The 12,986-nt window shown below is 42.4% G+C and carries 16 protein-coding genes and 1 pseudogene; 9 read left to right on the top strand and 8 right to left on the bottom strand.

Going from position 1 to position 12,986, the window contains the following annotated elements:
• Positions 1 to 220: 220 nt before the first annotated feature.
• Entirely contained in the window at positions 221 to 382 is a 162-nt protein-coding gene (locus tag U2718_RS02045; protein ID WP_341999770.1) for a hypothetical protein, read from the bottom strand.
• On the opposite strand from U2718_RS02045, the gene U2718_RS02040 reads away from it, so the two are divergent.
• From U2718_RS02040 to hisS, 5 genes are all read left to right on the top strand, one after another.
• Positions 381 to 1,418 carry a nitrilase-related carbon-nitrogen hydrolase gene (locus U2718_RS02040; RefSeq protein ID WP_341999768.1) on the top strand — a complete coding sequence of 346 codons (1,038 nt, stop codon included), beginning with the start codon at positions 381 to 383 and terminating at the stop codon, positions 1,416 to 1,418. The two genes, U2718_RS02045 and U2718_RS02040, sit on opposite strands and share 2 nt — an antisense overlap.
• Positions 1,419 to 1,618: 200 nt before the next feature.
• Positions 1,619 to 3,037 carry an aldehyde dehydrogenase family protein gene (locus U2718_RS02035; protein WP_341999766.1) on the top strand — a complete coding sequence of 473 codons (1,419 nt, stop codon included), beginning with the start codon at positions 1,619 to 1,621 and terminating at the stop codon, positions 3,035 to 3,037.
• Positions 3,038 to 3,097: 60 nt separating this feature from the next.
• Positions 3,098 to 3,703 carry a hypothetical protein gene (locus U2718_RS02030; RefSeq protein WP_341999764.1) on the top strand — a complete coding sequence of 202 codons (606 nt, stop codon included), beginning with the start codon at positions 3,098 to 3,100 and terminating at the stop codon, positions 3,701 to 3,703.
• 13 nt (positions 3,704 to 3,716) lie between these two features.
• Complete coding sequence (locus U2718_RS02025) at positions 3,717 to 4,187, top strand: DUF3598 family protein (RefSeq protein WP_341999763.1); 471 nt, start codon at positions 3,717 to 3,719, stop codon at positions 4,185 to 4,187.
• 210 nt (positions 4,188 to 4,397) lie between these two features.
• The gene (gene hisS, locus U2718_RS02020) at positions 4,398 to 5,786 is read left to right on the top strand and encodes a histidine--tRNA ligase (protein WP_341999761.1); all 1,389 of its coding nucleotides are present in this window, start codon (positions 4,398 to 4,400) and stop codon (positions 5,784 to 5,786) included.
• A 35-nt stretch (positions 5,787 to 5,821) separates the two neighbouring features.
• Here the strand turns inward: hisS and U2718_RS02015 are convergent, their stop codons facing one another.
• The 3 genes and pseudogenes from U2718_RS02015 to U2718_RS02005 all read right to left on the bottom strand — a co-directional run bounded on the left by U2718_RS02015 (position 5,822) and on the right by U2718_RS02005 (position 6,697).
• Positions 5,822 to 5,953 carry a hypothetical protein gene (locus U2718_RS02015; protein ID WP_341999759.1) on the bottom strand — a complete coding sequence of 44 codons (132 nt, stop codon included), beginning with the start codon at positions 5,951 to 5,953 and terminating at the stop codon, positions 5,822 to 5,824.
• A gap of 119 nt (positions 5,954 to 6,072) precedes the next feature.
• Positions 6,073 to 6,489 (bottom strand): annotated as a pseudogene (locus U2718_RS02010) (retroviral-like aspartic protease).
• Complete coding sequence (locus U2718_RS02005) at positions 6,482 to 6,697, bottom strand: hypothetical protein (RefSeq protein ID WP_016873141.1); 216 nt, start codon at positions 6,695 to 6,697, stop codon at positions 6,482 to 6,484. The pseudogene U2718_RS02010 and the gene U2718_RS02005 overlap by 8 nt, the downstream one beginning before the upstream one ends.
• Before the next feature lie 262 nt (positions 6,698 to 6,959).
• Here U2718_RS02005 and U2718_RS02000 point away from each other — a divergent pair, with 262 nt between their 5' ends.
• Positions 6,960 to 7,754, top strand: a complete 795-nt coding sequence (locus tag U2718_RS02000; RefSeq protein ID WP_411813210.1) for an HpcH/HpaI aldolase family protein — start codon at positions 6,960 to 6,962, stop codon at positions 7,752 to 7,754.
• 4 nt (positions 7,755 to 7,758) lie between these two features.
• Positions 7,759 to 8,214 (top strand): RidA family protein, encoded by a 456-nt coding sequence (locus U2718_RS01995; RefSeq protein ID WP_341999753.1) that lies wholly within the window; start codon positions 7,759 to 7,761, stop codon positions 8,212 to 8,214.
• Between the two features lie 8 nt (positions 8,215 to 8,222).
• Here U2718_RS01995 and U2718_RS01990 read toward each other — a convergent pair whose 3' ends face one another.
• The 4 genes from U2718_RS01990 to U2718_RS01975 form a co-directional block, all read right to left on the bottom strand.
• Positions 8,223 to 9,044, bottom strand: coding sequence for an alpha/beta hydrolase (locus U2718_RS01990; RefSeq protein WP_341999751.1), 822 nt, complete (start codon positions 9,042 to 9,044; stop codon positions 8,223 to 8,225).
• Positions 9,045 to 9,147: 103 nt separating this feature from the next.
• The gene (locus U2718_RS01985) at positions 9,148 to 10,071 is read right to left on the bottom strand and encodes a 3-keto-5-aminohexanoate cleavage protein (protein ID WP_341999749.1); all 924 of its coding nucleotides are present in this window, start codon (positions 10,069 to 10,071) and stop codon (positions 9,148 to 9,150) included.
• Positions 10,072 to 10,565: 494 nt separating this feature from the next.
• Positions 10,566 to 11,381, bottom strand: coding sequence for an alpha/beta hydrolase (locus tag U2718_RS01980; protein ID WP_341999748.1), 816 nt, complete (start codon positions 11,379 to 11,381; stop codon positions 10,566 to 10,568).
• Positions 11,382 to 11,447: 66 nt separating this feature from the next.
• Positions 11,448 to 11,603 carry a hypothetical protein gene (locus tag U2718_RS01975; protein ID WP_341999746.1) on the bottom strand — a complete coding sequence of 52 codons (156 nt, stop codon included), beginning with the start codon at positions 11,601 to 11,603 and terminating at the stop codon, positions 11,448 to 11,450.
• Positions 11,604 to 11,716: 113 nt separating this feature from the next.
• Between U2718_RS01975 and U2718_RS01970 the strand changes: the two genes are divergently transcribed.
• Together U2718_RS01970 and U2718_RS01965 are read left to right on the top strand one after the other, a co-directional pair.
• On the top strand, positions 11,717 to 12,511 hold the full coding sequence (locus U2718_RS01970; protein ID WP_341999743.1) for an aspartyl/asparaginyl beta-hydroxylase domain-containing protein: 795 nt from the start codon (positions 11,717 to 11,719) through the stop codon (positions 12,509 to 12,511).
• A gap of 18 nt (positions 12,512 to 12,529) precedes the next feature.
• On the top strand, positions 12,530 to 12,985 hold the full coding sequence (locus U2718_RS01965) for an antibiotic biosynthesis monooxygenase family protein (protein ID WP_341999741.1): 456 nt from the start codon (positions 12,530 to 12,532) through the stop codon (positions 12,983 to 12,985).
• The last annotated feature ends 1 nt before the right edge of the window (position 12,986 follow it).

Raw genomic sequence — 12,986 nt, 5'->3', positions numbered from 1 at the left:
TTGGCTAGAAATTAGAAGAAATTATTTTATTTACCAAGGATGTGACAGTTAGGCTGATGCGATCGCCACTTCTTAATGCTTACACAATCAGACAACATAATAAATATTTGCAAAAGCATGAGTAGGTATAGAAGCGATCGCACTGATAATAAAACATGACTGATTGGCGATCGGTTCTATCGGCAAGAGTTATAGATTTTTTCTCACAAGGTATTCCCTATTAACTTTGTGCATCACCTCTTTCCTCCTCTTCTACCATCCAAGAAGCCACCAAGCCTCTATGGTAAGGAGGGGGTATTTGACAGGGTGGGGTAAGGTGACTTTGTTCTGAATTTAGCACTCCACAAGTGGAAATAACAGTATAAAAAGCTGCAATTAACATGGAAGAAAACACCATCGACTCATTCCGCGCCTTAGCACTCCAAGTTAAGTGCCATGCAGTTAATCAGGCACGTGATCGCCAAGAAGCTGGTTCTTTCATGCAAAATACTATCAACCGCTTGGCACAACAAATCGCTGCGAGTCTCGCTTTTATCGGCTTCGACTGTCGTTTAATCGTCCTACCTGAATACTTCTTGACTGGCTTTCCAATGGGAGAGTCAATTGCTGCTTGGGCAGAAAAAGCCTGCTTGGAAATGGCGGGAGTAGAGTATGACGCTCTCAGTAAAATTGCTCAGAAACATAGTATTTTTATTGCTGGGAATGCGTATGAATTAGATCCCAACTTTCCAGGTTTGTACTTCCAGACTTGCTTTGTGATCAATCCATCAGGCACAGTAGTCTTGCGCTATCGGCGTTTAAATTCTATGTTTGCACCGACACCACACGATGTTTGGAATAAATATCTTGACTGCTACGGGTTGGATGGTGTTTTTCCTGTAGCGAAGACGGAAATTGGTAATTTAGCAGCTTTAGCATCAGAAGAAATTTTATATCCGGAAGTGGCTCGGTGTTTAGCAATGCGCGGTGCCGAGATTTTTTTGCATTCTACATCCGAAGTTTATGGCAAAGAACGCGCGCCTAAAGAAGCTGCCAAAATTTGTCGGGCAGTAGAAAATATGGCATATGTAGTCTCAGCTAACACTGCTGGCATTGCCAATGTCCCTATTCCAGAAGCTTCCACCGATGGTGGTTCCAAAATTATCGATCATCGCGGATTGATTTTAGCACAAACAGGTGCAGGGGAAAGTATGGCTGCTTTTGCAGAAATTGATTTGGCTGCTTTACGACGCGATCGCCGTCGCCCCGGTTTGCATAATTTGCTTTCTCGCCAGCGATTAGAACTATATGCCCAGAGCTACAGTCAGTCACACTTTTACCCTGCAAATACCATGCTGAATCAACCACTAGATCGCAAACACTTTATCCAGACTCAGCAACAAACCATCGAGCGTTTAGCCAACTTGGGGATTATTTGAGATTGGCAATCGTGCAATGAGGACAAGGGGACAAGGAGACACGGGGAAAACTAACTACTGTACGGGCGGGTTTAAAAGATAAATTGTCTGTTTCAACCGAAAGGTAATCAGCAAAACCCGCACGGCAGTCGCTACAACGCGGGGAACCCGCAAGGGCGCGCTGCCTCCCCTACTAACTACTAACCAATGACAAATGACAAATGACAAAACCTATAGAAATTCGCAACCCTCGCACAGGGAAATATGACTACGTAATTGTACCTCCGCCCCCAATGCTGTTAACACAGCTGTGTAACCGCCTGCGGCGATCGCAAAAAAGCTGGCAGCAAATTGGTTTAGAAGGACGAATTGAAACTTTAAAACAATGGAAGCAAGCTATCATTTCTAATCAAGATAAGCTCACCGAAGCTTTAGTCACTGATACAGGAAGGTTATCAATTTCGGAATTAGAAATTGGCTCGTTTCTCTCCAGTATTGATAGATGGTGTAGATTAGCGCCAAAACTATTGCAAGAAACCCAACAAAACACATCAATACCGTTTATCGATCTGCAACAAACGGCAGTTCCATATTCTTTGGTTGGGGTAATTAGTCCGTGGAATTTTCCACTGTTGCTTTCAACTATTGATACAATTCCGGCATTGCTGGCGGGTTGTGCTGTAATAGTCAAACCCAGCGAGATTACTCCCCGCTTTATGACACCGCTATTGTCAGCAATTAACGCTGTACCTCAGTTACGGGATGTATTGACTTTCGTTGAGGGGGGAGGGGAAACAGGTACTGCTATCGTCGAAAATGTCGATTTGGTTTGCTTTACAGGCAGTGTAGCGACAGGGAGAAAAGTAGGAGAAAAAGCAGCAAAGCTATTCATTCCAGCTTTTTTGGAATTGGGAGGCAAAGATCCGGCGATCGTGTTGGAATCAGCAGATTTAGAATTAGCAACCTCAGCAATATTGTGGGGTTCTGTCGTCAACACCGGGCAGTCATGTCTTTCAATTGAACGCATCTACGTTGCAGAAGCTATTTTTGAAGAGTTTGTCGAACTTCTAACAGCCAAAGCTCAACGTCTACGATTAGCCTATCCTACAGTTGAAAGTGGAGAAATTGGCCCGATCATCTCAGAAAGACAAGCAGCAATTATTAGCGATCATTTGTTAGATGCAGTGGAAAAAGGAGCAATTGTACACTGCGGTGGTAAAGTTGAAGAGACTGGGGGAGGATGGTGGTGTCGTCCGACAGTTCTCACCGAGGTTAACCACGCCATGAAGGTGATGAACGAAGAGACATTCGGCCCGATTATGCCTATAATGCCATTTTCTACGGTCGAAGAAGCAATTAACTTGGCAAACGATAGCATTTATGGACTTAGTGCAGCAGTATTTGCACAAGACGAAGCAGAAGCCTTAGCAGTTGCCCAGTATATAAATGCAGGTGGTATCAGTATTAATGATGCAGCTCTTACCGCCTTGATATATGAGGGAGAGAAAAATTCCTTCAAATTCTCCGGTTTAGGTGGATCGCGGATGGGTGCAGCAGCACTAACGCGATTTATGCGTAAAAAAGCATTGCTTGTCAAAACAAAATCTATTCCCGATCCTTGGTGGTTTGATGCCCAGTAGTATGGGGGAAGGGGACAGGGGATAGGTGACAGGGGATAGGGGACAGGGGACAGGGGATAGGTGACAGGGGACAGGGTTGGGGGAACGGGGAAAATGTTGTTATGGTGGATACTGGCTAATGCTATTGGCGGCGCTGTTGTTGGCGCGTTAGAGGAGAGCGGATTCCAGTTTCTAGCAACATTAATTTTAACCGGGCCGATTCTCGGAGTTGCCCAATGGTTCGTGTTACGGCGTTATCTTCGCTATGGGTATTGGTGGATATTAGCTAGTACATTTGGTTGGTTGTTGGGCATTCAAGTTAGGATCGCAGCTGGAAGAATTCTCGATCCGATTGTGGAAATGCTTTTAGCTGTAGGTGAATTTGGAGAGGTATTCTGGTTAAATATTGTGAAGGAGCCTGTCACCGTCGGTGGATTGGGAATTGCTCAGTGGTTGATTTTACGTCACTATAGCAACCAAGCAGGCTGGTGGATTTTTGCCAGTATTCTAGGAGGATGTGTAAAGGGGGCAATAAGTTCTGCTGTGTGTGCTGCCATATGTCAAACTTTAACAATGAAGTTAAATGCAGGAATTGCGAGTGCGATCGCCTACAGTACTGGTTGGGCTGGAAGTGGGTTAGTGACGGGTATCATGCTTGTATGGTTATTTGCAAATTGCCATAAATAAGAGGAAAGTTATCATGTCTACCATCCGAGAGGAAATGCCTGTTCTTGCCCGCCATGAAGGAGATTGGGTAGGCACGTACATACTAGTCGATACAGAAGGAAAAATCCTCGACAAGCATGAATCCCACTTAACTTGCCAATTTCCAACAGATGGTTCCGATTCTTACTATCAGATCAATCGTTACAAATGGCCTGACGGGAAACAAGAAGAACATCAATTTCCTGGAACCTATCGAGATAAAACACTTTGGTTTGATACGGAACGCATTGAAGGCAAAGCCTGGGAAGTTGATGATTCCACAATTATTTTGTGGTTTTCTTATAAGGGAATGCCAGGAATGTACTTGTATGAAATGATTCAAATTAGTCCCTGCAATAACTATCGCGCCCGTACTTGGCAGTGGTTTAAAAATCATCAGATTTACCAGCGCACGCTGATTCAAGAGGAACGGATGCGATCAAGTGATTTGATGGAAAATAATTAATGGATACTGGATAGTAGATAGTAGTTAATGGTTAATAACCGACTACTGTACGGGAGGCAGCGCGCCCTTGTGGGTTTCTCGCGTTGTAGTAACTGCCGTGCGGGTTTAGAAGATAAGTTATCGGTTTGAACAGAAAGTTAATCAACAAAACCCGCCCCTACTAACTACTACCTACTAACTGCTACTTACTAACTACTATCAATTAGAGGCATGGCAAAAGGCGAAAAAATAAATTTCTCTACTCCTAGTGGTTTTCCTGAATTTCTTCCTGGTGAAAAGCGCCTAGAAGTATATTTACTAGATACTATTCGTAGAGTTTTTGAAAGTTACGGATTTACTCCTATTGAAACTCCGGCAGTAGAACGGTTAGAAGTTTTACAAGCAAAGGGTAATCAAGGCGACAATATTATTTATGGTATTAGTCCTATTTTGCCTCCAAATCGACAAGCAGAAAAGGATAAAGCAGGAGAAACAGGTTCGGAAGAACGCGCTTTAAAATTTGACCAAACAGTTCCTCTGGCTGCGTATATTGCCCGTCACTTAAATGAATTGTCATTTCCTTTTGCTCGTTATCAAATGGATTTTGTGTTTCGTGGAGAACGAGCAAAAGATGGGCGTTTTCGTCAATTTCGTCAATGTGATATTGATGTAGTTGGACGTAGAGAATTGAGCTTACTCTACGATGCTCAGATGCCGGCAATTATCGCTGAAATATTTGAAGCTATCAATATTGGTGATTTTGTTATTCGCATCAATAATCGCAAAATTCTGACTGGTTTATTTCAATCTGTAGGAGTTGAAGCAAGCAAAATTAAATCTTGTATCAACATTATTGATACATTGGAAAAAGTGGGTGAAAACAAAGTAAAGCAAGAATTAGAGAAAGAGGGAATTTCACCTGCACAAACGCAAAAAATCATTGAATTTATTAAAATTAATGGTACTGTTGACGAAGTATTAGATAAGCTTAAATATCTCAGCCAAAACACACCAGAAGCCGAACAATTTAGTTTGGGAGTTACAGAACTAGAAACAGTGATTATAGGTGTTCGTAACCTGGGAGTTGCTGAAAATCGTTTCTGTATTGATTTATCAATTGCTCGTGGGCTTGATTACTATACAGGTACAGTTTACGAAACAACTTTGTTAGGGCATGAAGCCTTGGGTAGCATTTGTTCTGGTGGTAGATATGAAGAATTAGTTGGGGTATTTTTAGGTGAGAAAATGCCTGGTGTAGGCATTTCGATTGGTTTAACTCGCCTAATCAGTCGTTTAATCAAAGCTGGTATTTTAAATACTCTTGCACCTACCCCAGCACAAGTTATGGTAGTAAATATGCAAGAAGATTTGATGCCACTTTATTTAAAGGTTTCTCAAGATTTGCGCAAGGCAGGGATTAATGTTGTCACTAGTTTTGATAAGCGAGGATTGGGTAAGCAATTCCAACTTGCGGATAAACAGGGAATACAATTTTGCGTGATTATTGGTGCTGATGAAGCCGCAGCACAGAAATCCTCGCTCAAAGATTTGAAAACAGGAGAACAAGTGGAAATTCCGTTGGCTAATTTGGCGGAGGAAGTGAAACGAAGACTGGGGTAAATAAATATTAATTTATATAATTCAGGTGTGCTGTCTCATTCTCGTTTCTTGTTCCGAGTCTCTGATTTGGAATGCTGATTGGAGGCTCTGCCGCCTTGGAAGGCAGAGCCGCTAGCAGAGGCATTTCCAGCTTCTAGCCGGAAACGAGGCAATAGGCGATCGCCCAATGTTTGACGCTAAACTGTAAAAGCTTAACTTTGCTTGCATGAACATAAAAGAAAAGCGATCGCATCCTTGGGCGGAGCACCCATAGGAAGTGCGATCACATTGCAAATTAGTAGAAGAGTTATGATTTTGGACGCAGTTCAAATGCCATTTGTGAACGGTAAAAGCAAACATCAAATTCTAGGAAAAAGTTCATCCGCTCCAACAGTAATGGCACACTATCTGTCAGACTCCATGCAAATACCAATCGCACAGGTACAAAAGTACTGATTTAGGCTGATAAAACTAATCCTCTGGCTTCAACTGGCGCTAAATTTCCAGCTAGTTGCACGGAAGTACTTAATTCTTCCCAAACGGCTCCTAGTTGTATACCTAAAGAGTATGGTAAAACGTTAACGCTGGCTCCCGTATCTAACAGTCCTGTAACTTCCACAGTAGAATTTCGGTAAGCCAATGTCAAAGGTAATTGTGGTACTGCGTCAATATCACCAAATGCATCACGTCCTTCAATGAAGGGAAACCTTTGAGCGTTAACCATCGTTTGCTTGTCTGTCTTCTTCCAACAGTGCGGCTAGCTTCAAAGCAGCATCATGGGAATTGAATGGAGACCATACATTGTAAGTAGCTCCCGGTTGCAGCGACAATGCTTCTTCATCTGCTAGTTGTTGAACTAAAAACTTCATGATTTGTAATTTTTCGGTACGAGACAGATTTTGCAAGATTGGTAATAATTCTGCTATGCTCATCTCCGCTGAGAAAGAATAACTAGATCCCATCTTAACTTGTCGCAATTAGACATTACTTCAAGTTCCCCAAAAAAGCAATTGAACACCGTTAACAGAACCAGTCCATAAATAACTTAAACCTAAAAGTCGCTTGAAATTCGCTCACTTTTAACTTGTGACAAATGCTCGGCAATGCGAATATCTAAATATATTGTCTAATTTTTAGCAAGCGTCGATTTATTGACAAGTAAGTGGGTTGGCGTAATGTTATAGATAAAAAATTATGTTCAGACCTAATAGACTGAAGAAAATGCTCCAAACCGGTTCCCAACCAATCGGTTGCTGGATTTTTTTCTCTGATGGTGACTCAATCGAACTTCTTTCTATGTGTGGGTTCGATGCCTTTATTATCGACCACGAACATGGCGCTACGAACATGGGCGTCTTAGTAGGGCAACTCCGCGCTGCCCAGGCAACGGATGTTACCTGCATTTTGCGTGTACCTTCACACGATCCAGTCTATATCAAACGAGCCTTGGACATGGGCGTGGAAGGTATAGTCGTTCCGACCGTAGAATCAGCAGATGAAGCGCAAGCCATTGTCGCTGCCACCCGCTATCGACCTCATGGCGGACACCGAGGTGTTGGTTATCCGGAGAGCCGAGCAGCTAACTGGGGTTTGGCAGAGCTAGAATATCCTGCCAATTATCAGGAAAACCTACTCATAGCCGTTATCGTCGAAACTCGTCGGGGCTTTGAGAATGTTAGGGAAATTGCCGCAGTTGACGGGATCGATATGGTAGTTTTAGGAGCAGGCGATCTGATGGCAGACATCGTGGACGATTTTGCTGCTCTGACTAAGTTAGGAACTTATGATAATTCAGAACTTGACCGACTGATGGCGGAAGCTGAAGCAATAGTCCGCTCCACCCCTGATTGTTGGCTTGGGGGTGTCAGTCGTCATGCCGCCGGAGGACGCAAACTGTTCGCTAAGGGCTATGATTTCGTGCTACCTGCTGCTGATGGCTGGTTGTTGTCTGATGCTGCGCGTTCGATTGTCACTGCAATGAGAGGTTAAAATTTTGAAGACTCGTGAAGTTATTATTCCCCCAGGGATGGAAGTCTTATACGAAAAGTATCACTATTGCCCTGGCATTAAGGTAGGCAACACATTATATATTTCAGGACAGGTGGGACGTGATGAAAATTTACAGGTAGTAGAGGGAACAGAAGCCCAATTTGTTCAGACTTTCGAGAATGTGAAAAAGGTACTTACAGCAGCAGGAGCGACTTTTGATGATGTAGTAGAGATGATTACTTACCATGTGACAGGGGTGAATCTCGGTAATTTGCAGGTTCAGCCTGCTAATGCTTCAGAACAACAACAGTTTACTATTCCACACCTGCCACTGTTTATGCAAGTAAAAGACCGCTATTTCACTAATAATTTCCCAACTTGGACGGGATTTGGGATAAGTGCTTTATCTACACCAGGACTAATTGTAGAGATTAAGTGTACAGCAATCTTGGAAAATTAGAGGCTGAATTATTCCGAATCGTTGAGAAAGTCGATTACTGCCTGCGCTATTTCTTCAGCTATCTGATTCATCATGCAAATTGTTCCTTGTGCCAATTCAACGACTTTGCCATGAGGAATTGCTTGAGAAAGAAAATAGCGATCGCCAGCTTTTGCTAAACTTAGTCTTTCAAATTCTTTCACATCATCCATTCCCCAAATAATCAGAGTTGGACACTTGATGGCACGAAATCTTTGTGGTGCATCTAGACAGTAATTGCCTACAGCCCAAACTGCATACAAAGGATGACCAAAACATTTTAAATCGTCTAAAACCCAACGGTGATTTAATTCGGCAGAGCCTACGTATCGAGAACGGGCTAACCATCTTTTCATCAGGTGAGAGCCATCTTCTTGAATTTTAAAACCTTCCTCAAATTTTCTGAATAGCTCTGCTTGCCCTCCTTCACCAAAACCAGCTACATTACATAAAATCAGTTTTTCAACGCGATCGCCATAACTTGCTGCTATTTCTCCAGCCACAAAAGCACCTGTATGGTTTCCCAGAATGCTCGTTTTTTCTATCCCTAATTCATCTAAAAGCGCGATCGCCGTTTTCGCGTAGTCGGTGATCGTATACATTCTAGGTGGTTTATCCGAATCGCCAAACCCCATCAAATCCATTGCTATTACTCGTCTGTGTTGAGCAAAGATAGGCATGAGTTCGCGATATTCATCGCTACTGCGGGGGTTCATGTGTAACAACAGCAGAGGTTCACCCTCGCCACCAATGCGATAAAGAATCTGTCCATCTTCTGTGTCTAAAAAAGCTCGTTTAATTTTTTGTTTCATTATCTTTGAGCGATCGCAGTTACATTTCTCTCCAGGTGGGCATTGCCCACCCTACAGATCCCAATTTATTACCAAAATTTGCTGCTATACTTATCTCACCGCCTTAGTTGGCAGTTGCCTGTAGCTCTTGCCGAGCAAAAGCTCTCGGCGGTATCTTCAGAATTTCACGCGCTTGCGCTGGCGTTGCAACTTCCCTACCGAGGGTATGTGCCATCTTTGCAACTTTTTCTACTAACTCACCGTTGTGCGGCTTGCCAAAGCGAGTGTAAGCATAATCTCCCAGTCCGATGCCGACGTGTCCGCCAAGCGTGATTGCCCAGGCTGCCACCCTCATCACGTCTCCATTCCAGCAAAGTGCCAACCACTGGTTACCCGCAGGAACCTCAGCCACGAACGCCTGCAAACCGGGTATAGTCACCGCAGCTCCAGCCGGCATCACTTCCCCAGTAAAGACAAACTCCCAAAACGTTTCCCGTGGCAGAAGCCCCATTTCCTGGAAGCATCGTGCTGTTCGCATTTGCCCTACGTCCCAACAGACTGAACTGACGTAGATATTGTGTTTTGTGAATACTTCCAGCACCGCCTTGAGATTAGCACGAGTATTAACGTACACTTGGTCATAACTAGTAAACTGTTTTGCCTGGGGATTCCAAAAATCCACGTTGAGCGATCCGAAGTCCACTGGTGCCATGTCAACCCGCAGCACTGGATCGTCATTCACTGCCAAGATGTGCCGGACGCGATCCTCTACCTGATTCTGTGTAATATAGCCCAGTGTTGGATGGATGAGGAGATCCGTCTGTTCGCGAATTCCCTGTATCACTTCGAGATAGAGTTCAACATCGTTGCGCGGTTTCCCACTCTCTGGATCTCGCCCGTGCCAATGGAAAATCGAAGCCCCTGCTTCCCAGGCACGAACAGCTTCGCGGACGATCTCTTTTGGAGAGTAGGGTAAAGCCGGATTGTCCTGGCGATAGGTTATTTCGTTACAACGACACTCGATAATCAGTGGTAATTCGTTGTTCATTATCTTCCTCTTAAATAGGTAGGCAAATTTATTTGTATATTTCTAGGCAATGAGATTTTTTCTTCTCTGCTCCTTTTTCTCTGCTCTCTATGCAAAAAAGCCTAATCAATTTTGCACAAGTACTTAGTATTTTTCCAAAAAATTAACTACTACTTTTAATACTTCTTAAAGTCAGACCTCTTCTCGCCGTTACAGTCTAAGCGAAACACTTAAACGTCAACTCAGAAGTTGCTACAGGCTGTGTGAAACACGGAAACGTCAAGGCAGAAGTTGCTACAGGCTGTGCGGAACACGGAAACGTCAAGGCAGAAGTCGCTGCCGTAAAGGCACAAACAGTGTCGCCTCAATAGCGCCACTAGCGACTGCCTTAGAAGTCAAGCGATTGTTCAAAAAATCGGGAACTTCTTCTAAGACACAAGGATACGTTGAACTGCGCGACAACGCACCTCAATAATTCTATGTCTCTTTTCATACTTATTTAGCTCAAGTACTTACTATTTTCCCAGAAAATCGACTACTACTTTTAATACTTCTGCCGACATTTGATTAACCATCCAAAGAGTTCCACCTTCTAGTTCAACTCTTTGACTATGAGGAATAACTTCCTGGAGCCAAGATTGATTCTCAGCTTTTGCTAAACCAACTTTTTCTAACGGTTCTAACGCCTTTTTCCCCGACAAAATCAAAGTCGGACACTTAATCAACCTAAATCGTTCTTGAGCATCAAGACAATAATTTGCTACTGCCAAACCAGGGTATACAGGAGAACCAAAGCACTTCAAATCATCTAAAACACAACGGTGATTTAACTCTCCTTTGCCGACATAATTGACACGAGCTAACCATCTTTCCATCAGGTGAGAGCCATCTTCTTTAATTTGAAACCCTTGAGAATATGTCTTTAAAACCTTGTCTCTTTCCTCTTCGTCAAATCCAATTACATTGCACAGAATAAGTTTGTCAACACGATTTGGATAGGCTGCTGCAACTTCTCCGGCGATATAACCCCCAGTAAGACTACCAAAAATACTTGTCTTTTTTATGCCTAATTCGTCCAAAAGCGCGATCGCAGTTTTGGCATAGTCTGCAACCGAATAAACTCTGGGGGGCTTATCAGAATCACCTAACCCCATTAAATCCATTGCAATTACTAATTTTTTGGCAGCCAAAATAGGCATCAATTCTTGAAATTCATCACTACTGCGGGGAGTCATGTGCAGTAAAAGTATGGGTTCACCTTCTCCACCGATTCGGTAAAGAATTTGTCCATCTTCTGTGTCTAAAAATGCTCTTTTGATACGCTGGCTCATTTTTTATACTCTTTACTGACTAGAGTTTAAATTCTGAATGGGGCGGATGGGCGGTGCTTTATGCTTTCAAACCTGTGAGGGTGGAGTCTTGCCGAACAATTTTCGTGTAGGTGTTGGATTCCGGCTACTTAGGCAATGGAGATAGAGGCTAATGCGATCGCTTACTTCTGGATAAAATTCTCTGGGCTTAGTCAGACTAGGCATTTCAGACACAGTAAACATCACACTAAAATAAGTAGAGAACCCAAGGATGATATCAGCACTATACTGAAACGCAGATAAAATTCCATCATTGTGTAACGTTTTTTATTCAATCATCTTCAGGAGAAGAAACAATGACAAGTTTTAATGAGTATCATCTGAACCCCAAGCAATTTCCTTTTCTCAACAGCTTTGAAGATAACTGGCAAGTAATTAGAGATGAATTTACCCACTTTATTAACAATGCATCTCCAGAGGAATTAAAATTCACTTATGATGTTCTTGGCCCTAAAAGTAAAACAATTAAAACCAAGGGACATTCAAAATATAGTGCTTTTGGGATTTTATTTCAAGGTATTTTTATTGAAGAATACATCCAATTCCATCAAATAAAATATCCAGATTATAGTCCAGAAGATGCATCAAAAAAAGCACTTTTTTTAAGAGAGAAATATTTCTCAAATTTGGCTAAGGTGATAGAAAAAGTGAACTTTAGCGTTGATGATATCATCAGAAATGTTTATTTTGGTACATTTCATCCAGGCTTGGATATCAAGCTGCATGTGAACTATAATCCTCATATGAATCGTGGCTATTTAGGATTAATTGTGCCAGAGGGAGATGTGGCGATGAAAATATGCCACGAGCAGCTTTATTGGCATGAAGGAGAATTCATGGTTTTAGATCACAGCTACCCACATTGTCCACATAATTACACCAATTATGACAGGACTGTTTTGGTTGTAGACTTTTTTAAACCAGATCAGCCTAGAGAGGAAGTAATCCGATTTGAACAAGAGCAAGTCACCCAAAGAATGCAAGATAATCCTTACAGCTTGGGTGTTTTTGGTAAAAGCGATCGCGCTAAAGAAGAAGATTTTATTAAGTATGGTTTAGCTCATCAGTTGGAGTGGGATAAAGCGTTATGAGCTGAAGAGGAAATAATGATGAAACAGAAAAAAATCTTTAGCATCTTGGTTGGATTAGCGTTTTTTATCTGTATATTACCGCTTACTTCTTTTGCACAGGTTAATAACTCTCCAACTATTGGACAAACAAACAATACTAATCTTCAAGCAAAGAAAGTTATTGCACGCATTTGGCACGGTAGAACTCTGAATTCTAAAGCAGATGAATACTATACTTATCTCAACGAAGCTGGAATCAAGAAAATACTAGCCATTCCCGGCAATTTAGGAGCGCAAGTACTTCGTCGTTCTGATGGTAAGATTACAGAATTTACTGTGATCTCCTATTGGGAATCACGAGATGCAATTCGTAAGTTTGCTGGTAATGATATTGAAAAAGCGAGGTATCTTCCTAGAGATAAAGAATATTTGCTTGAACTTGAGCCAAATGTGAAACATTTTGATGTTTTACTTGATGAGCGCAAATTTAAATAGA

It is taken from the genome of Chlorogloeopsis sp. ULAP02, from assembly GCF_038404745.2.
GTDB lineage: Bacteria > Cyanobacteriota > Cyanobacteriia > Cyanobacteriales > Nostocaceae > Chlorogloeopsis.
The sequence above is the reverse complement of the archived record's forward strand: the minus strand, read 5'-3'. Positions and strand labels throughout refer to the sequence as shown.

Excerpts from the sequence above, each read along its gene's own strand:
- U2718_RS01980 (WP_341999748.1), bottom strand. The coding sequence starts at position 11,381 with ATGAGCCAGCGTATCAAAAGAGCATTTTTAGACACAGAAGATGGACAA.
- hisS (WP_341999761.1), top strand. The coding sequence starts at position 4,398 with ATGGCAAAAGGCGAAAAAATAAATTTCTCTACTCCTAGTGGTTTTCCT.
- U2718_RS02045 (WP_341999770.1), bottom strand. The coding sequence starts at position 382 with ATGTTAATTGCAGCTTTTTATACTGTTATTTCCACTTGTGGAGTGCTA.
- U2718_RS01975 (WP_341999746.1), bottom strand. The coding sequence starts at position 11,603 with ATGTTTACTGTGTCTGAAATGCCTAGTCTGACTAAGCCCAGAGAATTT.
- U2718_RS01990 (WP_341999751.1), bottom strand. The coding sequence starts at position 9,044 with ATGAAACAAAAAATTAAACGAGCTTTTTTAGACACAGAAGATGGACAG.
- U2718_RS02000 (WP_411813210.1), top strand. The coding sequence starts at position 6,960 with ATGTTCAGACCTAATAGACTGAAGAAAATGCTCCAAACCGGTTCCCAA.
- U2718_RS01985 (WP_341999749.1), bottom strand. The coding sequence starts at position 10,071 with ATGAACAACGAATTACCACTGATTATCGAGTGTCGTTGTAACGAAATA.
- U2718_RS02005 (WP_016873141.1), bottom strand. The coding sequence starts at position 6,697 with ATGAGCATAGCAGAATTATTACCAATCTTGCAAAATCTGTCTCGTACC.
- U2718_RS02025 (WP_341999763.1), top strand. The coding sequence starts at position 3,717 with ATGTCTACCATCCGAGAGGAAATGCCTGTTCTTGCCCGCCATGAAGGA.
- U2718_RS01965 (WP_341999741.1), top strand. The coding sequence starts at position 12,530 with ATGAAACAGAAAAAAATCTTTAGCATCTTGGTTGGATTAGCGTTTTTT.
- U2718_RS01970 (WP_341999743.1), top strand. The coding sequence starts at position 11,717 with ATGACAAGTTTTAATGAGTATCATCTGAACCCCAAGCAATTTCCTTTT.
- U2718_RS02035 (WP_341999766.1), top strand. The coding sequence starts at position 1,619 with ATGACAAAACCTATAGAAATTCGCAACCCTCGCACAGGGAAATATGAC.
- U2718_RS02040 (WP_341999768.1), top strand. The coding sequence starts at position 381 with ATGGAAGAAAACACCATCGACTCATTCCGCGCCTTAGCACTCCAAGTT.